Origin of the sequence: Vibrio sp. ArtGut-C1, from assembly GCF_002105475.1 — a bacterium.
In the GTDB taxonomy this organism is placed as follows: Bacteria; Pseudomonadota; Gammaproteobacteria; order Enterobacterales; family Vibrionaceae; genus Vibrio; species Vibrio diabolicus.
The window spans coordinates 33,201-51,874 of record NZ_NCTH01000003.1 but is presented as its reverse complement, the minus strand read 5'-3'; the positions used below and the strand labels follow the sequence as shown (position 1 = coordinate 51,874).

The window sequence follows — 18,674 nt, the reverse complement described above, 5'->3', positions numbered from 1 at the left end:
TTAGATCCTTTAGAAGTAACCTTGACGTTTCTTAAGCTCCATCGATCCTGACTGATCGTGGTCGATCGCTCGACCTTGGCGCTCACTCGACGTTGCCACCAGCATCTCTTCGATAATGCCGGTCAAAGTGTTCGCTTCAGACTCGATAGCCCCAGTTAATGGATAACAACCAAGGGTACGGAAGCGCACACTCTTCTCTTCAATCACTTCACCCGGTTGAAGCTCCATACGATCATCATCAACCATGATCAGCATGCCATCGCGTTCAACAACTGGGCGTTTGTCCGCGAGGTAAAGCGGCACGATCTCGATGTTTTCTAAATAGATGTATTGCCAGATATCAAGCTCAGTCCAGTTAGACAGTGGGAATACACGAATGCTCTCACCCTTATTAACCTGACCGTTGTAGGTCTTCCATAGCTCAGGACGTTGGTTTTTAGGGTCCCATGTATGGTTCTTATCGCGGAATGAATACACGCGCTCTTTCGCCCGTGATTTCTCTTCGTCGCGGCGCGCACCACCAAAGGCCGCATCAAAACCGTACTTGTTCAGCGCTTGTTTTAAGCCTTGAGTCTTCATGATGTCAGTGTGCTTAGAAGAACCATGAACAAACGGACTGCAGCCCATTGCTAGACCTTCTGGGTTCTTATGTACCAAAAGCTCAAAGCCGTATTTGGCAGCGGTGCGATCGCGAAACTCAATCATCTCGCGGAATTTCCAGTCGGTATCGACATGCAAAAGTGGGAATGGAATTTTGCCCGGGTAAAACGCTTTACGCGCTAGGTGCAGCATCACTGATGAGTCTTTACCAATCGAATACATCATGACTGGGTTATCAAACTCAGCCGCAACTTCGCGGATAATATGGATACTCTCCGCTTCGAGTTGTTTAAGGTGAGTTAAACGTTGTTGGTCCATGTTTTGTATTTCCTTTTTAAGCTTGAAGGCGCATTACGTCTCTAATCTTTGGTCTGAAATTATATGGAGTTGGCAATAGCACTTTTGTTGAATTCAGTACTAGACAAAAACCAGTCTAACTTTTGAGACAGTCGCACTACCTCTCCGACAACAATCAAAGATGGCGATTGTGCTTCCTTCGATAAATCAGAGAGTTGGGATAGTTCTCCCGTAAATACTTTTTGTTGAATCTGCGTGCCACGCTCAATAATGGCAATCGGAGTCGACGCTGAACGACCATGCTTAATGAGTTGATTCTGAATATAGTGTGATTTCATCAGCCCCATGTAGATCACTAAAGTCTGATTCCCACGAGCCAACGTTGACCAATCCATCTCATCGCTTTCTTCTTTCAAGTGGCCGGTCACAAAGATGGCCGATTGCGCGTAATCGCGATGAGTCAGTGGAATCCCAGCATAGGCCGTTGCGCCAGCTGCCGCGGTAATGCCAGGGACGACCTGAAAACGGACGCCTGCATCAGCAAGCACTTCCAGCTCTTCACCGCCACGACCGAATACAAATGGATCACCACCTTTAATGCGCACTACTTTGTAGCCCTGCTTGGCAAAGTCCACCAATAGCTGGTTCGTCTTCTCCTGCGGCACACTGTGATGCCCAGCTCGTTTCCCAACGCACACTAAAATCGTATCGCTAGGGATCAAGGCCATGATTTCTTCAGACACCAAGTAGTCGTACAAAACCACATCGGCTTGCTGCAAACAGTTCAGTGCTTTCACTGTCAAAAGTTCAGGATCTCCCGGCCCCGCCCCCACTAAGGCGACTTCACCAGGCTGTAGCGATTGCTTTGCAAAACGAGTAACACCAGCTACTGAGTTGTCAGAAACTAACCGGGGCTTTGGTTTAGGAAAAGAAGTGACTGAATCGTTCGTTGCCATGTGCTTGCTCATCGTCCATTGATATCGTTATGCAAGCATTATGGCGGGGCGTTTATATTACCTGAAATTCTAAAATTTCATTTTTTATTCAAAAATCTGCTAAGAAGTTTTTGTTTGGTCTCATTCAAAAGCGTGAAAAAGTCGGCGGTTAATATGAATAAGGTTCAGTAAACTGATTTCTGTTCACAGTTTTCTGTATCTTTATCATTAAGTTGCACCAGCGTTTGATACATTACGCGGTACGATTCCCCCTTCCCATTGAATTGGAGCACCAAATGAAAGTGGCAGTTCACCCTATTTCCCTCGCAGTGTTAAGTGGCATGCTAACGCTTGCGGGCCCTGCGATGGCCGATACCATCAAGCTTCGTATTATCGAAACCACCGACATTCACACCAACGTGATGGATTACGATTACTACAAAGACCAACCATCACAGCAAATTGGTTTAAGTCGCGCTGCGACCATAGTGAAACAGGCTAAGTCCGAGGCAGAAAACACGGTATTAGTAGATAACGGCGATTTAATTCAGGGCAGCCCAATGGGTGATTACATGGCGGCGAAAGGGATTAACGCTGGCGATGTCCACCCAGTCTACAAGGCGATGAACCAACTAGACTACGATGTGGGCAACATTGGCAATCATGAGTTCAACTATGGCTTAGATTTTCTACAAAAGACGTTGGCGGGCGCTAACTTCCCTTACATCAACGCAAACGTATTTGATAAAAAAACCGGTGAGCATTACTTCAAGCCTTACCTGATCAAAACCCACACCTTTAAAGACACAAACGGCGAAGCGCATCAAATAAAAGTGGGTTACATCGGCTTTGTACCACCACAAATTATGGTGTGGGATAAGAAGAACTTAGAAGGCAAAGTCTTTGCTAAAGACATTAAGGAAACAGCAGAGAAACTGATTCCTCAAATGGAGAAAGAAGGCGCAGACGTGATTGTGGCGATTCCACACTCGGGCATCTCCACGGACCCATACAAGCTTGGCGCAGAAAACTCTGTCTATTACTTAACGCAAGTTGATGGGATTGATGCGATTGCTTTTGGCCACTCTCACGCGGTCTTCCCAGGGAAAGACTTCGCAAACCTACCTGGTGTTGATACTGAGAAAGGGACCATCAATGGTGTGACGTCAGTGATGCCTGGTCGCTGGGGAAGTCATGTAGGTGTGATGGATTTGATGCTGAAAGAGAAAGACGGCAGATGGCAAGTAGTTGAAGGCCAAGCAGAAGCACGCCCTATCTTCGATAAAGTAAATAAGAAGTCATTAGCTAAAGCCGATGAAGGTATTGTGAAAGCGTTAGAAGAGGATCACAAAGGCACTCGTGAATTTGTAAACCAACCAATCGGCAAAGCAAATGATGTCATGTACAGCTTCTTGGCATTAGTGCAGGACGACCCAACCATTCAGATCGTTAACCTTGCTCAGAAAGACTATGTAGAACGCTTTATTCAAGGCGACCCAGACCTTTCTGACATTCCAGTACTGAGTGCGGCAGCACCATTTAAAGTCGGGGGTCGTAAGAACGATCCGAATAATTTTACAGAAGTCGAGTCCGGTCAACTCACCTTCCGTAATGCGGCCGATCTTTACTTATATCCAAACACCTTGGTTGCGATGAAAGTGAAAGGTAAAGAGGTTCGCGAATGGTTAGAGTGCAGTGCGGGTCAATTCAACCACATCGACATCAACAATCCTGAACCACAATCTTTGATTGATTGGGATAATTTCCGTACGTACAACTTCGATGTCATTGATGGGGTGAACTACCAGATCGATATCACCCAACCGCCCAAATACGATGCGAGTTGCAAAGTGATTAATCCAGATTCTCAGCGTATTGTGAATCTGACATTCAATGGTAAGCCTGTTGATTCGAAGCAGGACTTCATCATCGCAACCAATAACTACCGTGCTTATAGCAATACCTTCCCTGGTACGGGCCCAGACTTTATTGCGTTTGACGCACCAGATGAAAACCGCTCTGTCGTCGCCACTTATATTTCTCGCGTGAGTGAAGAAAAAGGTGAAGTGACACCAAGCGCTGACAACAACTGGTCTTTCGCACCGATTAAATCCGATAAAAAGCTAGATATTCGCTTCGAAACATCTCCTAGCGATAAAGCGGCGCAATTCATTAAAGATAAAGGTCAATACCCAATGAAACGTGTCGCGACTGACGACATTGGTTTCGCGATTTACCAAATCGATCTGAATAAGTAAGGCTGATTTGACAACAACGCTAAGCGGCTCTCATGAGCCGCTTTTTTGTTATCAATAAAACCCGTTAAAATAAAGAAAACCGTTTCTGAGTTATCACATGCACAGCGATCTTTTTTCAGACTTAGTCAATCATGGCTTCTTAGACACAGAAGCAAACCAACTTATCGAAAATGGTGAGTTACTCGAACTGCCTACGCGCCACATTCTTAACCACCAAGGAGAGTTTAGCTCGCACCTTTACTTCATTATTGAAGGGTTATGCCATGCAAGCTATCTCACTGAGCAGGGCAAAGAGTTCAGTAAAGAATTTTATTGGGAAAAAGACTGGGTTATCGGCTTTGAGAGCATAATTAAGAACCAACCTTCGCCTTACTTATTGGAAACGCTGAGCGCTTGTCAGCTATTTTGCTTACCAATTGAAACGTTGCATCAATGGCGCGCAGAAAAACACGCCATTTACTTAAAGCTACTCGAAAACCAACTGGTTAATAAAGAGAACAAAGAACGCTTTATGCTGCTCTACTCGCCAGAGGAACGATACCAATTATTTTGCGCCCACTACCCAGACTTAAAGCTACGTATTACCGATAGCCAAATAGCTGCTTATCTTGGGATCACGCCTATCAGTTTGAGCCGAATTAAAGCGCGCTTAACTAAAGATCACACATCCAAGTAAACTCGAAAAAGAAAAGGCCCTTCAAACGAAGAGCCTTTCTATGCTATTTAAGAAGCCGCGCTCGGAACTGACGCCCTTTCATCTTGCCATTACTAATGGTTTGTAGAGCCTTTTTGGCAGCAGACTTCTCGACCGCAACGTAGGCGCGCATCGGGAAAAGGTGAATCTTGCCAACTTGAGAGCCTGGGATACCATTTTTTCCCGTCAGACACCCTAAGATATCACCCGGTCGTACTTTCTGTTTCTTACCGCCATCAATGTTAATCGTCACCATCTTCGCTTGGTATGGCTGCTGATTTGATTTGGCAGGCAATGTTGCTGGTACCACGTCCATATCCAGGTATTCTTCAATACGAGCTACACGCAAACCGTCTTTCTCTCCAAAGAAGCTGAACGCCAAACCTTTACTACCCGCACGGCCTGTACGACCGATACGGTGTACATGAACCTCAGGATCGCGCGATAGCTCAAAATTAAAGACTGCATCAAGGTTATCTACGTCCAAACCACGCGCCGCGACGTCTGTTGCGACAAGGATAGAAACACTCTTGTTAGCAAACTGCACCAATGCTTGATCGCGTTCACGCTGTTCTAAGTCCCCATGGATATCGATAACGCTGAACCCTTTGCGATGCAACTCATCTGCGACACTTTGCACTTCTTTTTTGGTATTGCAAAAAACCACAGCGGACTCTGGTTGGTGAGTCAGTAGCAAGTTCGCCAACGCTTCATCACGCGCTTCCGAACCTTCAACTTTATAGAAATGCTGAGCAATGCTTGAGGTATCGTGCGTCGATTCCACCTTAATGACTTCAGGTGTCTGCATGATACGCTGCGCAATTTGCTCAATTTTCTCTGGGAAAGTAGCACTGAAAAGTAGAGTTTGACGCTGCTTTGGCGCTGCATCAATAATCGCATCTAATGCGTCTTGGAAACCCATGTCCAACATGCGATCGGCTTCATCCAGCACCAAAGTATTCAGCTCGCTAAGGTTAATGCGGCCTTTCTCAAGGTGATCCAAAATACGGCCAGGTGTGCCGACTAGGATGTGCGCGCCATGCTCCAGAGAACCAATTTGTGGCCCCATTGGCATCCCACCGCAGAGAGTAAGCACTTTAATATTATGAATGCCACGACCTAAAGTACGAATTTCCTTCGCGACTTGATCCGCAAGCTCACGAGTTGGACACAATACTAATGACTGGACACGAAAGCGTTTGACGTTAAGGTTCGATAAAACACCCAAACCAAATGCAGCGGTTTTACCTGAGCCCGTTTTACCCTGCCCGATGACATCACGATGTTTTAGGATTGCAGGCAAACTCAAAGCTTGAATTGGCGTCATGTGGGTGTAGTTCAGGGAATCAAGTGTGGCGAGTAACGCTGGGTTTAGCCCGACTTGATCAAAAGTTTGTTTGCTCACGGGAATATCCTCAGGTGAGATGAAAAGAGGGCACATTATCACCAGATTTGGTGGGAAAACCAGTGATAATTAACCTTTGTTAATGAGTATGAGTACAAAACAAAGTAAAGTCAGTCACTCTACTCTCATGACGGATGACAACATGCTCACTTGGATTACTTTGCCCTTTGCTCAACTGACAAGCACACAGTTGTATACAATGATGAAATTACGTGTGGATGTATTCGTCGTTGAACAAACCTGCCCTTATCCTGAACTGGATGGCAAAGACACACTGGAAGGTGTTTATCATCTAATAGGTTACCACGGTGATGAACTTGTTGCTTGCGCACGATTGCTACCCGCTGGCACGACGTATGACAATGTGAGCATCGGTCGAGTCGTCACCAAACAAACTGCGCGTGGTAATGGTCTGGGACATAAGTTGCTGGAAGAGGCATTAACACAGTGTGAAATACTGTGGCCAGGACAGACGATTGATATAGGAGCTCAAGAGCATCTCATCCAGTTTTATGCGAGTCATGGATTCAAAGTTATTTCTGGTCGCTACCTAGAGGATGGTATTCCTCATGTGGATATGCGAAAAGAAGCCGTAGCGATATAACGCGTTCATTGCTAGGTTAACTAATTTATAGATAAACTAAAAAGACGCGATACCTTCGCGTCTTTAGTTCATTTGAAGCATCTACTTGTTGCGCCCAAAGGTCCCATCCGATAAGCGGAAAAACATGACGGACCGCCCGCTTTTTTCTAGTTGCAGCATATCCAACTCGCCTTCATCGCTAAGCTTAAAGCGAATCAATTGTCCTTGTTTAATTTGGCTCAGCGGCTTATCACTGCCTTCGATTTTTACTAGAGCGCTAAGATCCGCCATCGAGAGCTGATTACTTCTGAAAACCTGCGCTAACGTGTCGCCATTTTTAACCGTGTACTCTTTCCAGTCTTCGGATTTCGGCCCAGAATTCTGAGAGGTTCTTTGCTGGCTTAAACTCTGTGCATTCAGCTGAATCGCTACGCGCTGATGATCGACCTCAGCTTGCTCAACTGATTGTTCTGTTTTATTCGGCAAAGGAATAACAAGGAGTACCAGAATCAATGGAACTAAAACCATCAAAGCTCGTTGATGGAATTTCGGTAGGCGCAGCCAAAACTGCTTAACAGGCTGTATACGCTCCAACCATTGCTCTTTGTTGAACGGCTGCTTCCAGTCGATAGCAGCGAATTTTTGTTTAACCAATTCGACATAGTCGACTTGCTGCTTTTTCTTTCTGCGACGATTCATTTTAATGAGTCCCTTAATACTTCTACTGCCAGTATAAAAATACCGACGCGGAGAGTATATGTTTTTCACTAAACTAAAATGGAATTTGGATTAAATTAGCAGAAATTTCACTTGGAGTAAGAGATAAGTCACACCCTGGCCGCCTCAATTAAGCATTCAGTCGCAATCATTTAAACCTAAGCTCGAAACTGATATCCTGTTGCCTTTATCACTCCTAACAAGAGCGACATTCATGTCTGAAATTAAATTTGAAACTGCAGAACAAAAAGCAAGCTACGGCATTGGTCTGCAAATGGGTCAGCAACTTGCAGGTTCTGGTCTTGAAGGTCTTAGCGTTGATGCTATCGCAGCGGGTATTGCAACAGCACTAACTGGTGACATGCCATCAATCGAAATTGATGAAATCAACAAAGCACTACAAGAACTTCACACTCGTGCAGAAACCGCTCGCCAAGAAGCAGCGAAAATTGCAGCAGCAGAAGGCGAAGCGTTCCTAAAAGACAACGCACTACGCCCTGAAGTTAACGTTCTAGACTCTGGCCTTCAGTACGAAATCATTTCTGAAGGTACTGGTGCAGTTCCAACAGCAGAAAGCTCAGTTCGCGTTCACTACCACGGTGAGCTAACTGACGGTACTGTATTCGATAGCTCTGTATCTCGCGGTCAACCAGCTGAATTCCCTGTTACAGGCGTAATCAAAGGCTGGGTAGAAGCACTACAACTAATGCCTGTTGGTTCTAAGTGGAAACTATACGTACCACAAGACCTTGCGTACGGTGAGCGTGGCGCTGGTGCAGCTATCCCTCCATTCGCAGCACTAGTTTTCGAAGTAGAACTACTAGATATTCTTTAATTGAAACCATTTTCAATTATGATTTAATAAAACGGCGCATTAGCGCCGTTTTTTTGTCTAAACTGAATAGACTTTCTCACCTCTAAACCTTTCATTCTGATAGCCTTTAAAACAATAAAATCACGTTAAAAACGCTCAACCTTCGGAGGTACTATGCGTAAAACACTCCTGACTCTGGCACTCTTATCAATGAACATTGGTAGTGCACACGCATTCTTAGATTCCGTCACGCAAAAAAGTAAAGAAAGTGGCCTAATGGATATGGTAGGTAGTAGCCTGAACACTGAAGCATCTCCATTAACAGACATGCTAACTAGCCAATTACCTGTATCTACAGAACAAGCGGCTGGAGGTAGTGGCGCACTACTCGCTTTGGCTCAAAGCCAGCTTTCACAAGAAAATAGCAGTGAATTACAGTCTTTGATTCCTGGGCTTTTAAACTTGCAAGGAGCACAAAGCTTACTGGGGAATATTGAGAATATCAGTGCAGTAAAAAGTGCATTCGATACGTTGGGTTTAGATCCCTCTATGATCAGTCAGTTTGCTCCAGTAATCTTGGATTACTTGAACAAGCAAGGCGCTAGCGAGGGACTTCTAAGTTCATTGGGCGGGTTGTGGAATACTAGTAAATAAGCGCAAGTGATAATCACTTTTTAAATTGCCAGTCTACATGGAGTAAAATAAATGCAGGCTGGATATAAAGATTTACTGAATCGCAGATACAAAAAAGCCGAGCTAACGCTCGGCTTTCTCGTTCTTACGAACTGATTACTCAGCAGCTTCTTCAGCAGCTGGGCGATCTACAAGCTCAATGTAAGCCATTGGAGCTTTATCACCAGCACGGAAGCCAGCTTTTAGGATACGAGTGTAACCGCCCTGACGAGCAGCAAAACGTGGACCTAGTTCGTTAAATAGTTTTGCAACTACTTCGTTGTCACGAGTACGTGCAAATGCTAGACGACGGTTAGCAACACTGTCAGTCTTAGCTAGTGTAATCAAAGGCTCAACTACGCGACGTAGCTCTTTTGCTTTTGGCAAAGTAGTCTTGATAACTTCATGACGTACTAGAGAGCTAGCCATGTTGCTGAACATCGCTTTGCGATGTGAGCTGTTGCGGTTGAGTTGACGACCACTCTTACGATGGCGCATGACCTAATCCTTCTAACTAGTATCGATTAATCTTCAGCGATTGATGCAGGTGGCCAGTTTTCTAGGCGCATGCCCAGAGACAGACCACGTGACGCAAGTACGTCTTTAATCTCAGTAAGAGACTTTTTACCAAGGTTAGGCGTTTTAAGTAGCTCAACCTCAGTACGTTGTACTAGATCACCGATGTAGTGAATCGCTTCTGCTTTCAGACAGTTAGCAGAGCGAACTGTTAGTTCAAGATCGTCTACAGGACGCAGTAGGATCGGATCGAATTCTGGCTTCTCTTCTTTCTCCTCAGGAACTCGTACATCACGAAGATCTACGAATGCATCCAATTGTTCAGCTAGGATTGTAGCTGCACGACGGATTGCTTCCTCAGGTTCTAGAGTACCGTTTGTTTCCATATCGATAACAAGCTTGTCTAGATCAGTGCGCTGTTCTACACGAGCTGCTTCTACAGCGTAGGCAATTTTGTCTACTGGGCTGTAAGTAGCATCTACTAGTAGGCGACCGATTGGACGCTCGTCTTCTTCGTTATGGATACGCGCAGAAGCTGGAACATAACCACGACCACGTTCTACTTTAATACGCATTGCGATTTCAGCGTTGTCATCCGTTAGGTGACAAATAACGTGTTCAGGGTTAGCGATCTCTACATCACCATCATGGGTGATGTCACCTGCAACCACAGGGCCCGAGCCTGATTTGTTCAAAGTAATGAACACTTCATCTTTGCCTTCAGCAACACGCACTGCCAAACCTTTAAGGTTTAGAAGGATTTCAAGAATATCTTCTTGTACACCTTCTTTAGTGCTGTACTCGTGAAGTACGCCTTCGATTTCTACTTCTGTCACTGCACAACCAGGCATAGAAGATAGAAGAATGCGGCGAAGTGCATTACCCAGAGTATGACCAAAGCCACGCTCTAATGGCTCAAGAGTTACTTTTGCGTGAGTCGAGCTGATTTGTTCGATGTCAACTAGACGTGGCTTAAGAAATTCTGTTACAGAACCCTGCATTGTGTCCTCTCTTTAGTTTAAACCTTACTTAGAGTAAAGCTCGACGATCAATTGTTCGTTGATGTCAGCTGATAGATCAGAACGCTCAGGCATACGCTTGAATGTACCTTCCATCTTGCCACCATCTACTTCAATCCAAGTTGGTTTTTCACGTTGTTCAGCAACTTCTAGAGCCGCTTTAATACGAGCTTGCTGTTTAGCTTTCTCGCGAATAGAAACAACGTCATTAGCCGCTACTTTGAAAGAAGGAACGTTTACAACTTTACCGTTTACTAGGATAGCTTTGTGGCTAACTAGCTGACGTGCTTCTGCGCGAGTTGCACCAAAGCCCATGCGGTAAACTACGTTATCAAGACGACCTTCAAGAAGCTGAAGTAGGTTTTCACCAGTGTTGCCTTTTAGGCGAGCAGCTTCTTTGTAGTAGTTACGGAATTGTTTTTCTAGAACGCCGTACATACGACGTACTTTTTGCTTCTCACGAAGCTGAACGCCATACTCAGATAGACGACCGCGACGAGCGCCGTGTACACCTGGTGCGTTATCAATTTTACACTTGGTATCGATCGCGCGAACACCAGACTTAAGGAATAAGTCAGTGCCTTCACGACGGCTAAGCTTCAGCTTAGGACCCAAATATCTTGCCATGATTCTTCTCCAATTGTCCTAGAAACGTTATACGCGACGTTTCTTAGGTGGACGACAACCGTTATGAGGGATTGGTGTAGCATCAACGATGTTTGTGATGCGGAAACCAGCGGCGTTTAGTGCACGAACAGTAGATTCGCGACCTGGACCAGGACCCTTAACCATAACTTCCAAGTTCTTTAGGCCGTATTCTTTAGCCATTTCAGCACAACGCTCAGCAGCAACCTGTGCAGCGAACGGAGTAGACTTACGAGAACCACGGAAACCAGAACCACCTGCAGTAGCCCATGCAAGAGCGTTACCTTGACGGTCAGTAATGGTTACGATTGTGTTATTGAAAGAAGCATGGATGTGCGCAACGCCATCTGCAACTTGCTTGCGTACGCGCTTACGAGCGCGAGTTGGTTGTTTAGCCATTGTACTCTACCTTCCCGATTATTTCTTGATCGGCTTACGCGGACCCTTACGGGTGCGAGCGTTGGTTTTAGTACGCTGTCCACGTAGTGGTAGACTGCGACGATGACGAAGACCACGGTAACAGCCAAGGTCCATAAGACGCTTGATGTTCATAGATACTTCACGACGTAGATCACCTTCTACAGTGTACTTAGCTACACCATCACGCAGTTGATCGATCTGCTCTTCAGTTAGTTCACTGATCTTAACATTTTCAGCAATACCCACTTCAGCTAGGATAGCTTGAGAGCGAGTTTTACCGATGCCGTAGATCGCTGTTAGAGCGATTACTGCATGTTTCTGATCAGGAATGTTAATGCCTGCTATACGGGCCATTATTCACTCCTAAGTGTTTCTATAAAAGAATTAGCCGCAGCAAAGCCCGTTATGGATACGCTGCGGAATACTACTTCTTTTGCACGCAAAAGGTAGGCCGAGGAATATACTCGACCCAACCTTCATTTTCAAGTAAAAATTTCTGCTAATTAGCCTTGGCGCTGTTTGTGCTTTGGCTCACTGCAAATCACGCGAACGACACCGTTACGCTTGATTACTTTACAGTTACGGCAGATTTTTTTAACGGAAGCACGAACTTTCATTGCTAAACTCCGTAAATGAAACTGAGTCTACCGCCGGATTAACGGCCGTAGCCTTTCAGATTCGCTTTCTTCAACACAGAATCATACTGTTGAGACATCAGATGAGTCTGTACCTGTGCCATAAAGTCCATAATTACAACAACTACGATTAGTAGCGATGTACCGCCGAAGTAGAAACGTACGTTCCACGCGACCATCATGAACTCGGGAATCAGACAGATAAAGGTAATGTACAGTGCACCAGCAAGGGTTAAACGTGTCATTACTTTATCAATGTACTTCGCTGTCTGCTCACCTGGGCGGATACCGGGTACGAATGCACCAGACTTCTTCAAGTTATCTGCTGTTTCACGCGGGTTGAAAACCAACGCCGTGTAGAAGAAACAGAAGAAGATAATTGCTGCTGCATAAAGCATTACATACAACGGTTGACCTGGGCTAAGAGCCAAAGACACGTCAGTTAACCAACCGAACGCGCTGCTCTCGCCGTTTTGACCAAACCACTGAGCCAATGTTCCTGGGAACAAGATAATGCTTGATGCAAAAATCGCTGGAATTACACCTGCCATGTTAATTTTAAGAGGCAGATGCGAGCTTTGCGCAGCAAATACTTTACGACCTTGTTGACGCTTCGCGTAGTTAACGACGATTCGGCGTTGACCACGTTCCATGAAAACAACGAAGTAAATGACTGCAAAAGCTAATACCGCGATTAGCAACAGAAGAAGTACATGCAATTCACCTTGACGCGCTTGCTCGATTGTTTGACCGATTGCAGAAGGCAATCCAGCAACAATACCTGCAAAAATCAGTATCGAAATACCGTTACCAATTCCTCGCTCTGTAATTTGTTCACCTAACCACATTAAGAACATGGTACCGGTTACTAAACTTACGGTAGCAATTAGCGTAAACATGGTTTGGTTGATAACAACCAGATTGTCGACCATGTTTGGTAGGCCAGTTGCAATACCTATAGCTTGGAAGGTTGCAAGTACAAGCGTGCCGTAGCGTGTGTATTGGCTGATCTTACGACGGCCTGCTTCACCCTCTTTTTTGAGTTCAGCTAACGCTGGATGAACTACAGTTAGCAATTGGACAACAATAGATGCCGAAATATACGGCATGATGCCCAATGCTAATATAGATGCACGCTCAAGAGCACCACCGGAGAACATGTTAAACATTTCAACGATGGTACCTTTTTGCTGTTCGAACAAATCGGCAAGTACAGCAGCGTCAATACCAGGAATCGGCACAAAGGAGCCGGCTCGGAATACTAAAAGTGCACCAATTACGAATAACAAGCGCGACTTTAGTTCACTTAAGCCGCTCTGAGCACTACGAAAATCTTGTCCTGGTTTCTTAGCCATCTGTACCTCGTTCCTCGAGATTATTCCTCGATTTTACCGCCTGCAGCTTCGATTGCAGCTTTAGCGCCTTTAGTCACACGTAGACCTTTCACAGTCACTGCTTTGTTGATTTCACCAGAAAGAACAACTTTTACAAATTCGATGTTCTTAGTGATGATGTTAGCAGCTTTAAGACTGTTTAGATCAACTACGTCACCAGAAACTTTCGCTAGCTCAGCTAGACGAACTTCAGCAGACACTAGGCTCTTACGAGAAGTGAAACCGAATTTTGGTAGACGTTGTTTCAGAGGCATCTGACCGCCTTCGAAACCTGGACGAACACTGCCGCCAGAACGTGATTTTTGACCTTTGTGACCACGGCCACCAGTTTTACCTAGGCCTGAACCGATACCACGACCTACTCGCTTCGCAGAAGTTTTCGCGCCAGCAGCCGGTGCTAGAGTATTCAAACGCATTCTGATTACTCCTCAACTTTAACCATGTAGTAAACCTTGTTGATCATACCGCGAATACACGGAGTATCTTCAAGTTCTACTGTGTGGTTGATTTTACGAAGACCTAGACCGCGCAAAGTAGCTTTGTGCTTTGGCAGACGACCAATTGAGCTTTTAGTTTGAGTTACTTTAATAGTTGCCATGGTGTTCTTACTCCGAAATAGATTCAACAGTTAGACCACGTTTAGCAGCAACCATTTCTGGTGACTTCATGCTACCTAGTGCATCGATCGTTGCACGAACGATGTTGATAGGGTTCGTAGAACCGTACGCTTTAGATAGTACGTTGTGTACACCAGCAACTTCTAGTACTGCACGCATCGCACCACCTGCGATAACACCAGTACCTTCTGCAGCAGGCTGCATGTAAACTTTAGAGCCCGAATGGCGACCTTTCACTGGGTGGTGAAGAGTGCCTTCGTTTAGAGCGATCGTAGTCATGTTACGACGCGCTTTTTCCATTGCTTTTTGAATCGCTGCAGGTACTTCACGAGCTTTGCCGTAACCGAAACCTACACGACCATTACCGTCACCAACTACTGTTAGTGCAGTGAAGCTCATGATTCGACCGCCTTTAACCGTCTTAGATACGCGGTTAACTGCGATTAGCTTTTCTTGCAAATCATTCGCTTGAACTTGTTGTTCTTTAGCCATCTTCCAACCCTACCTTAGAATTTCAGACCAGCTTCGCGAGCAGATTCTGCTAGCGCCGCTACTCGACCGTGGTATTGGAAACCAGAACGATCAAATGCAACTGCAGTTACGCCCTTCTCAAGAGCGCGCTCAGCAATAGCTTTACCCACTGCTTTAGCTGCATCAACGTTACCAGTGTATTTCACTTGCTCACGGATCGCTTTTTCTACAGTAGAAGCTGCTGCGATAACCTCAGAGCCGTTAGCCGCGATAACCTGTGCGTACACGTGACGAGGAGTACGGTGTACAACTAGGCGAGTCGCACCCAGTTCTGCAATCTTACGACGTGCACGTGTAGCACGACGGATGCGAGATGCTTTCTTATCCATAGTGTTACCTTACTTCTTCTTAGCTTCTTTAGTACGCACATTTTCATCTGCGTAACGAACACCTTTGCCTTTGTATGGCTCAGGCTCACGGTAAGAACGAATGTCAGCCGCAACTTGACCAACTAGTTGCTTGTCAGCACCAGTGATCACGATTTCAGTTTGGCTTGGACATTCAGCTTTAATACCCGCTGGCAACTCGTGCTCAACTGGGTGTGAGAAGCCTAGTGTTAGACCTACAGCGTTGCCTTTGATAGCAGCACGGTAACCTACACCTTTAAGAGTTAGCTTCTTAGTAAAGCCTTCAGTAACACCAACAACCATGTTGTTAACTAGAGCGCGAGCAGTACCTGCTTGAGCCCATGCGTTAGCAACACCTTCTTTAGGACCGAAAGTCAGGTTATTTTCTTCCTGAGCGATTACAACTGCATCGTTAAGAACGCGAGTTAGTTCGCCTTTCGCACCTTTTACAGTGATTTCTTGGCCGTTTAGTTTCACCTCTACGCCAGCTGGAATAGCGACAGGTGCTTTTGCAACACGAGACATAGTCTACTCCTTATTAAGCTACGTAAGCGATGATTTCACCACCAAGACCTGCTTTACGTGCAGCGCGGTCTGACATAAGACCCTTGGAAGTTGAAACGATAGCAATACCAAGACCACCCATTACAGAAGGAAGTTCATCTTTCTTCTTGTAAACACGTAGACCTGGACGAGAAACACGTTTAAGTTGCTCGATTACTGGTTTAGCTTGGAAGTACTTAAGTGTAACTTCTAGCTCAGGTTTTGCTTCGCCTTCAACAGCGAAGTCAACGATGTAACCTTCAGCTTTTAGTAGTGCAGCAATTGCAACTTTAAGCTTTGAAGAAGGCATTTTTACAGCAACTTTGTTTGCTGCCTGACCGTTACGAACGCGGGTCAGCATATCCGAAATCGGATCTTGCATGCTCATATGATTTACTCCAAATGATTAAGTGGCAATTACCAGCTAGCCTTACGAAGACCCGGAATCTCGCCTTTCATGCAAGCTTCACGAACCTTAATACGGCTTAGACCGAACTTACGTAGGTAACCGTGTGGACGACCAGTTTGGTTGCAACGGTTGCGCTGACGTGATGCACTTGAATCACGTGGAAGAGATTGCAGTGTAAGAACCGCGTTCCAACGATCTTCTTCAGATGCGTTTACATCGCTGATGATAGCTTTTAGCGCTGCACGCTTTTCAGCGAACTTAGCTACTAGCTGTGCACGTTTAGCTTCACGTGCTTTCATTGATTGTTTAGCCATAACAGTAACCCTTCACCTTACTTACGGAATGGGAAGTTAAAGGCAGCCAGCAGAGCACGGCCTTCCTCATCAGTACCAGCAGACGTCGTAATAGTGATGTCTAAACCGCGTACACGATCAACTTTATCAAAGTCGATTTCCGGGAAGATGATTTGCTCGCGAACGCCCATGCTGTAGTTACCGCGACCGTCAAAAGACTTAGCGCTAACACCACGGAAGTCACGTACACGTGGAAGAGCGATGTTAATTAAACGCTCAAGAAAATCCCACATACGTTCGCCACGCAAGGTTACTTTACAACCGATAGGGTAGCCTTCACGGATTTTGAAACCTGCAACAGATTTGCGCGCTTTTGTGATAAGTGGCTTTTGACCAGAGATCGTTGCCATATCAGACGCTGCATTTTCTAGCAGTTTCTTGTCGTTGATTGCTTCACCAACACCCATGTTTAGGGTGATTTTCTCGATTCTAGGGACTTGCATGACGCTTGTGTAACCGAACTGTTTGGTCAGTTCAGCGACTACAGACGACTTGTAGTAATCATGCAGTTTCGCCATAGTAGAACTCCAAATTACTTCTATTAGTTAGAAACGGTTTCGCCGTTAGACTTGAAGAAACGAACTTTTTTGCCGTCTTCAAAACGGAAACCGATACGGTCAGCTTTACCAGTAGCTGCGTTGAAAATCGCCACGTTAGAAACGTCGATTGCTGCTTCTTGCTCTACGATACCGCCTTGGATACCCATAGCTGGAACAGGTTTCTGATGCTTCTTAACTAGGTTGATACCTTCAACGATAACTTTACCAGTTGCTAGAACCTTAGTTACTTTACCTTTCTTGCCTTTGTCTTTACCAGCAAGAACGATTACTTCGTCATTACGACGGATTTTAGCTGCCATTTCTACGTGCTCCTTACAGAACTTCTGGAGCCAGTGAAACGATCTTCATGAACTTATCGCCACGAAGTTCGCGTGTCACAGGACCAAAGATACGTGTACCGATTGGTTGCTCAGTATTGTCGTTTAGCAATACGCAAGCATTTCGGTCGAAGCGAATGACAGAACCGTCAGGACGACGTACGCCTTTACGGGTGCGCACTACCACCGCCTTCAGAACATCACCTTTTTTAACTTTACCGCGAGGGATTGCTTCCTTCACAGTAACTTTGATGACGTCACCGATATGTGCATAACGGCGGTGAGAGCCACCCAGAACCTTAATACACATTACGCTGCGTGCGCCTGAGTTATCAGCTGCGTCCAGCATACTTTGCATTTGGATCATGTTAGTGCTCCGCTAAATATTAATAACTAGACCCATCACGGGTCGGGCTGCCTCTTTAAAAGGGACGCGAATTGTACCACCCTTTTTTGTGATTGGGTAGTCAAAAAATAAACGGCTCCAAAAATATTTTGGAGCCGCTTTAGTTTCATAGAATTAACGAGATTAAATCTTCGCCTTTTCTAGAACTTTTACCAAAGTCCAAGACTTAGTCTTAGACAGTGGACGACACTCTGCGATTTCAACTGTGTCGCCTAGGCCACACTCGTTGTTCTCGTCATGTGCGTGTACTTTAGTCGTACGTTTTACGTATTTACCGTAGATTGGGTGTTTTACGAAACGTTCGATAGCAACAGTGATAGACTTGTCCATCTTATCGCTAACAACACGACCTTGTTGAGTACGTTTTACTTCGCTCATTATGCGCCTGCCTTCTCAGTCAAAACAGTTTTCACACGTGCGATATCACGGCGTACAGCTTTCAGAGTATGAGTTTGCTGTAGTTGACCAGTCGCAGCTTGCATGCGCAAGTTGAACTGTTCACGTAGCAAATTCATTAGCTCAGCGTTAAGCTCTTCAACGCTTTTCTCGCGTAGATCTTGTGCTTTCATCACATCACCTGCTTAGTTACAAATGTAGTTTTGAAAGGCAGTTTACGTGCCGCAAGACGGAACGCTTCACGTGCCAATTCTTCAGGTACACCACCCATTTCGTACATAACCTTACCAGGTTGGATTTGGGCTACCCAGTACTCAACGTTACCTTTACCCTTACCTTGACGAACTTCAAGTGGTTTTTCTGTGATTGGTTTGTCTGGGAACACACGGATCCAGATTTTACCTTGACGCTTAACGTGACGTGTCATTGCACGACGTGCCGCTTCGATTTGACGAGCAGTTAGACGACCACGGCCAACAGCTTTAAGACCGAATTCGCCGAAGCTTACATCAGTACCTTTAGCTAGACCACGGTTACGACCAGTCTGAACCTTACGGAACTTAGTACGTTTAGGTTGTAGCATCTGTCGAC

At 45.4% G+C, this 18,674-nt stretch carries 29 protein-coding genes; 5 read left to right on the top strand and 24 right to left on the bottom strand.

What is annotated here, in order from left to right; genetic code table 11:
* Positions 1-9 precede the first annotated feature (9 nt).
* Complete coding sequence (gene cysD / locus B7360_RS03505) at positions 10-918, bottom strand: sulfate adenylyltransferase subunit CysD (protein WP_005379592.1); 909 nt, start codon at positions 916-918, stop codon at positions 10-12.
* Positions 919-977: 59 nt separating this feature from the next.
* Positions 978-1,853: a uroporphyrinogen-III C-methyltransferase gene (gene cobA / locus B7360_RS03500; protein ID WP_048626585.1), complete on the bottom strand. Its 876-nt coding sequence runs from the start codon at positions 1,851-1,853 to the stop codon at positions 978-980.
* Positions 1,854-2,128: 275 nt separating this feature from the next.
* Here cobA and cpdB point away from each other — a divergent pair, with 275 nt between their 5' ends.
* Together cpdB and B7360_RS03490 are read left to right on the top strand one after the other, a co-directional pair.
* Positions 2,129-4,090 (top strand): 2',3'-cyclic-nucleotide 2'-phosphodiesterase, encoded by a 1,962-nt coding sequence (cpdB, locus tag B7360_RS03495; RefSeq protein ID WP_085342726.1) that lies wholly within the window; start codon positions 2,129-2,131, stop codon positions 4,088-4,090.
* Positions 4,091-4,187: 97 nt separating this feature from the next.
* A complete protein-coding gene (locus B7360_RS03490; RefSeq protein ID WP_012841168.1) occupies positions 4,188-4,766 on the top strand; it encodes a Crp/Fnr family transcriptional regulator in 579 nt (192 codons plus the stop codon).
* Between the two features lie 43 nt (positions 4,767-4,809).
* Here the strand turns inward: B7360_RS03490 and dbpA are convergent, their stop codons facing one another.
* The gene (gene dbpA / locus B7360_RS03485) at positions 4,810-6,189 is read right to left on the bottom strand and encodes an ATP-dependent RNA helicase DbpA (protein WP_047009023.1); all 1,380 of its coding nucleotides are present in this window, start codon (positions 6,187-6,189) and stop codon (positions 4,810-4,812) included.
* Between the two features lie 142 nt (positions 6,190-6,331).
* On the opposite strand from dbpA, the gene B7360_RS03480 reads away from it, so the two are divergent.
* Positions 6,332-6,793, top strand: a complete 462-nt coding sequence (locus tag B7360_RS03480; RefSeq protein WP_085342806.1) for a GNAT family N-acetyltransferase — start codon at positions 6,332-6,334, stop codon at positions 6,791-6,793.
* An 81-nt stretch (positions 6,794-6,874) separates the two neighbouring features.
* On the opposite strand, the gene B7360_RS03475 is transcribed toward B7360_RS03480, so the two are convergent.
* Positions 6,875-7,471: a LysM-like peptidoglycan-binding domain-containing protein gene (locus B7360_RS03475; RefSeq protein WP_046874056.1), complete on the bottom strand. Its 597-nt coding sequence runs from the start codon at positions 7,469-7,471 to the stop codon at positions 6,875-6,877.
* 232 nt (positions 7,472-7,703) lie between these two features.
* Between B7360_RS03475 and B7360_RS03470 the strand changes: the two genes are divergently transcribed.
* Both B7360_RS03470 and B7360_RS03465 read left to right on the top strand, forming a co-directional pair.
* Entirely contained in the window at positions 7,704-8,324 is a 621-nt protein-coding gene (locus B7360_RS03470) for an FKBP-type peptidyl-prolyl cis-trans isomerase (protein ID WP_005392370.1), read from the top strand.
* A 153-nt stretch (positions 8,325-8,477) separates the two neighbouring features.
* Positions 8,478-8,957, top strand: coding sequence for a DUF2780 domain-containing protein (locus tag B7360_RS03465; RefSeq protein WP_085342725.1), 480 nt, complete (start codon positions 8,478-8,480; stop codon positions 8,955-8,957).
* Between the two features lie 135 nt (positions 8,958-9,092).
* Here the strand turns inward: B7360_RS03465 and rplQ are convergent, their stop codons facing one another.
* The 20 genes from rplQ to rplP form a co-directional block, all read right to left on the bottom strand.
* Complete coding sequence (gene rplQ / locus B7360_RS03460; protein WP_005383141.1) at positions 9,093-9,473, bottom strand: 50S ribosomal protein L17; 381 nt, start codon at positions 9,471-9,473, stop codon at positions 9,093-9,095.
* A gap of 26 nt (positions 9,474-9,499) precedes the next feature.
* A complete protein-coding gene (gene rpoA / locus B7360_RS03455; RefSeq protein WP_005383143.1) occupies positions 9,500-10,492 on the bottom strand; it encodes a DNA-directed RNA polymerase subunit alpha in 993 nt (330 codons plus the stop codon).
* 24 nt (positions 10,493-10,516) lie between these two features.
* Positions 10,517-11,137, bottom strand: a complete 621-nt coding sequence (gene rpsD, locus B7360_RS03450) for a 30S ribosomal protein S4 (RefSeq protein ID WP_005383146.1) — start codon at positions 11,135-11,137, stop codon at positions 10,517-10,519.
* A gap of 27 nt (positions 11,138-11,164) precedes the next feature.
* Positions 11,165-11,554, bottom strand: coding sequence for a 30S ribosomal protein S11 (rpsK, locus tag B7360_RS03445; protein ID WP_001118870.1), 390 nt, complete (start codon positions 11,552-11,554; stop codon positions 11,165-11,167).
* Between the two features lie 18 nt (positions 11,555-11,572).
* Positions 11,573-11,929 carry a 30S ribosomal protein S13 gene (rpsM, locus tag B7360_RS03440; protein WP_005383154.1) on the bottom strand — a complete coding sequence of 119 codons (357 nt, stop codon included), beginning with the start codon at positions 11,927-11,929 and terminating at the stop codon, positions 11,573-11,575.
* Positions 11,930-12,078: 149 nt separating this feature from the next.
* A complete protein-coding gene (gene rpmJ, locus B7360_RS03435) occupies positions 12,079-12,192 on the bottom strand; it encodes a 50S ribosomal protein L36 (protein ID WP_000868186.1) in 114 nt (37 codons plus the stop codon).
* Between the two features lie 38 nt (positions 12,193-12,230).
* The gene (gene secY / locus B7360_RS03430) at positions 12,231-13,565 is read right to left on the bottom strand and encodes a preprotein translocase subunit SecY (protein WP_005379562.1); all 1,335 of its coding nucleotides are present in this window, start codon (positions 13,563-13,565) and stop codon (positions 12,231-12,233) included.
* A gap of 20 nt (positions 13,566-13,585) precedes the next feature.
* Complete coding sequence (rplO, locus tag B7360_RS03425; RefSeq protein ID WP_005383155.1) at positions 13,586-14,020, bottom strand: 50S ribosomal protein L15; 435 nt, start codon at positions 14,018-14,020, stop codon at positions 13,586-13,588.
* A gap of 5 nt (positions 14,021-14,025) precedes the next feature.
* Complete coding sequence (gene rpmD, locus B7360_RS03420; protein WP_005379565.1) at positions 14,026-14,202, bottom strand: 50S ribosomal protein L30; 177 nt, start codon at positions 14,200-14,202, stop codon at positions 14,026-14,028.
* 7 nt (positions 14,203-14,209) lie between these two features.
* A complete protein-coding gene (gene rpsE / locus B7360_RS03415) occupies positions 14,210-14,713 on the bottom strand; it encodes a 30S ribosomal protein S5 (protein ID WP_004745894.1) in 504 nt (167 codons plus the stop codon).
* Between the two features lie 14 nt (positions 14,714-14,727).
* Positions 14,728-15,081: a 50S ribosomal protein L18 gene (rplR, locus tag B7360_RS03410; protein WP_005379568.1), complete on the bottom strand. Its 354-nt coding sequence runs from the start codon at positions 15,079-15,081 to the stop codon at positions 14,728-14,730.
* 9 nt (positions 15,082-15,090) lie between these two features.
* Complete coding sequence (gene rplF, locus B7360_RS03405; RefSeq protein WP_005392377.1) at positions 15,091-15,624, bottom strand: 50S ribosomal protein L6; 534 nt, start codon at positions 15,622-15,624, stop codon at positions 15,091-15,093.
* Between the two features lie 13 nt (positions 15,625-15,637).
* Positions 15,638-16,030, bottom strand: a complete 393-nt coding sequence (rpsH, locus tag B7360_RS03400; protein WP_005379572.1) for a 30S ribosomal protein S8 — start codon at positions 16,028-16,030, stop codon at positions 15,638-15,640.
* A 29-nt stretch (positions 16,031-16,059) separates the two neighbouring features.
* Complete coding sequence (gene rpsN, locus B7360_RS03395; RefSeq protein ID WP_012841173.1) at positions 16,060-16,365, bottom strand: 30S ribosomal protein S14; 306 nt, start codon at positions 16,363-16,365, stop codon at positions 16,060-16,062.
* Between the two features lie 17 nt (positions 16,366-16,382).
* Positions 16,383-16,922 carry a 50S ribosomal protein L5 gene (gene rplE / locus B7360_RS03390; protein ID WP_005379573.1) on the bottom strand — a complete coding sequence of 180 codons (540 nt, stop codon included), beginning with the start codon at positions 16,920-16,922 and terminating at the stop codon, positions 16,383-16,385.
* A gap of 23 nt (positions 16,923-16,945) precedes the next feature.
* The gene (gene rplX / locus B7360_RS03385; RefSeq protein WP_005379574.1) at positions 16,946-17,263 is read right to left on the bottom strand and encodes a 50S ribosomal protein L24; all 318 of its coding nucleotides are present in this window, start codon (positions 17,261-17,263) and stop codon (positions 16,946-16,948) included.
* 13 nt (positions 17,264-17,276) lie between these two features.
* Complete coding sequence (gene rplN / locus B7360_RS03380; RefSeq protein WP_004410450.1) at positions 17,277-17,648, bottom strand: 50S ribosomal protein L14; 372 nt, start codon at positions 17,646-17,648, stop codon at positions 17,277-17,279.
* Positions 17,649-17,810: 162 nt separating this feature from the next.
* Complete coding sequence (rpsQ, locus tag B7360_RS03375; RefSeq protein WP_005379575.1) at positions 17,811-18,065, bottom strand: 30S ribosomal protein S17; 255 nt, start codon at positions 18,063-18,065, stop codon at positions 17,811-17,813.
* A complete protein-coding gene (gene rpmC, locus B7360_RS03370; protein ID WP_005379576.1) occupies positions 18,065-18,256 on the bottom strand; it encodes a 50S ribosomal protein L29 in 192 nt (63 codons plus the stop codon). Before rpmC ends, rpsQ begins: the two co-directional genes overlap by 1 nt.
* A complete protein-coding gene (rplP, locus tag B7360_RS03365; RefSeq protein WP_005379577.1) occupies positions 18,256-18,666 on the bottom strand; it encodes a 50S ribosomal protein L16 in 411 nt (136 codons plus the stop codon). The genes rpmC and rplP overlap by 1 nt, the downstream gene beginning before the upstream one ends.
* Positions 18,667-18,674 lie beyond the last annotated feature (8 nt).

What these genes read in the sequence shown, in the direction of transcription:
- cysD (WP_005379592.1), bottom strand. Translation starts at nt 918, where the DNA reads ATGGACCAACAACGTTTAACTCACCTTAAACAACTCGAAGCGGAGAGT.
- cobA (WP_048626585.1), bottom strand. Translation starts at nt 1,853, where the DNA reads ATGGCAACGAACGATTCAGTCACTTCTTTTCCTAAACCAAAGCCCCGG.
- cpdB (WP_085342726.1), top strand. Translation starts at nt 2,129, where the DNA reads ATGAAAGTGGCAGTTCACCCTATTTCCCTCGCAGTGTTAAGTGGCATG.
- B7360_RS03490 (WP_012841168.1), top strand. Translation starts at nt 4,188, where the DNA reads ATGCACAGCGATCTTTTTTCAGACTTAGTCAATCATGGCTTCTTAGAC.
- B7360_RS03480 (WP_085342806.1), top strand. Translation starts at nt 6,332, where the DNA reads ATGCTCACTTGGATTACTTTGCCCTTTGCTCAACTGACAAGCACACAG.
- B7360_RS03475 (WP_046874056.1), bottom strand. Translation starts at nt 7,471, where the DNA reads ATGAATCGTCGCAGAAAGAAAAAGCAGCAAGTCGACTATGTCGAATTG.
- B7360_RS03470 (WP_005392370.1), top strand. Translation starts at nt 7,704, where the DNA reads ATGTCTGAAATTAAATTTGAAACTGCAGAACAAAAAGCAAGCTACGGC.
- B7360_RS03465 (WP_085342725.1), top strand. Translation starts at nt 8,478, where the DNA reads ATGCGTAAAACACTCCTGACTCTGGCACTCTTATCAATGAACATTGGT.
- rplQ (WP_005383141.1), bottom strand. Translation starts at nt 9,473, where the DNA reads ATGCGCCATCGTAAGAGTGGTCGTCAACTCAACCGCAACAGCTCACAT.
- rpoA (WP_005383143.1), bottom strand. Translation starts at nt 10,492, where the DNA reads ATGCAGGGTTCTGTAACAGAATTTCTTAAGCCACGTCTAGTTGACATC.
- rpsD (WP_005383146.1), bottom strand. Translation starts at nt 11,137, where the DNA reads ATGGCAAGATATTTGGGTCCTAAGCTGAAGCTTAGCCGTCGTGAAGGC.
- rpsK (WP_001118870.1), bottom strand. Translation starts at nt 11,554, where the DNA reads ATGGCTAAACAACCAACTCGCGCTCGTAAGCGCGTACGCAAGCAAGTT.
- rpsM (WP_005383154.1), bottom strand. Translation starts at nt 11,929, where the DNA reads ATGGCCCGTATAGCAGGCATTAACATTCCTGATCAGAAACATGCAGTA.
- rpmJ (WP_000868186.1), bottom strand. Translation starts at nt 12,192, where the DNA reads ATGAAAGTTCGTGCTTCCGTTAAAAAAATCTGCCGTAACTGTAAAGTA.
- secY (WP_005379562.1), bottom strand. Translation starts at nt 13,565, where the DNA reads ATGGCTAAGAAACCAGGACAAGATTTTCGTAGTGCTCAGAGCGGCTTA.
- rplO (WP_005383155.1), bottom strand. Translation starts at nt 14,020, where the DNA reads ATGCGTTTGAATACTCTAGCACCGGCTGCTGGCGCGAAAACTTCTGCG.
- rpmD (WP_005379565.1), bottom strand. Translation starts at nt 14,202, where the DNA reads ATGGCAACTATTAAAGTAACTCAAACTAAAAGCTCAATTGGTCGTCTG.
- rpsE (WP_004745894.1), bottom strand. Translation starts at nt 14,713, where the DNA reads ATGGCTAAAGAACAACAAGTTCAAGCGAATGATTTGCAAGAAAAGCTA.
- rplR (WP_005379568.1), bottom strand. Translation starts at nt 15,081, where the DNA reads ATGGATAAGAAAGCATCTCGCATCCGTCGTGCTACACGTGCACGTCGT.
- rplF (WP_005392377.1), bottom strand. Translation starts at nt 15,624, where the DNA reads ATGTCTCGTGTTGCAAAAGCACCTGTCGCTATTCCAGCTGGCGTAGAG.
- rpsH (WP_005379572.1), bottom strand. Translation starts at nt 16,030, where the DNA reads ATGAGCATGCAAGATCCGATTTCGGATATGCTGACCCGCGTTCGTAAC.
- rpsN (WP_012841173.1), bottom strand. Translation starts at nt 16,365, where the DNA reads ATGGCTAAACAATCAATGAAAGCACGTGAAGCTAAACGTGCACAGCTA.
- rplE (WP_005379573.1), bottom strand. Translation starts at nt 16,922, where the DNA reads ATGGCGAAACTGCATGATTACTACAAGTCGTCTGTAGTCGCTGAACTG.
- rplX (WP_005379574.1), bottom strand. Translation starts at nt 17,263, where the DNA reads ATGGCAGCTAAAATCCGTCGTAATGACGAAGTAATCGTTCTTGCTGGT.
- rplN (WP_004410450.1), bottom strand. Translation starts at nt 17,648, where the DNA reads ATGATCCAAATGCAAAGTATGCTGGACGCAGCTGATAACTCAGGCGCA.
- rpsQ (WP_005379575.1), bottom strand. Translation starts at nt 18,065, where the DNA reads ATGAGCGAAGTAAAACGTACTCAACAAGGTCGTGTTGTTAGCGATAAG.
- rpmC (WP_005379576.1), bottom strand. Translation starts at nt 18,256, where the DNA reads ATGAAAGCACAAGATCTACGCGAGAAAAGCGTTGAAGAGCTTAACGCT.
- rplP (WP_005379577.1), bottom strand. Translation starts at nt 18,666, where the DNA reads ATGCTACAACCTAAACGTACTAAGTTCCGTAAGGTTCAGACTGGTCGT.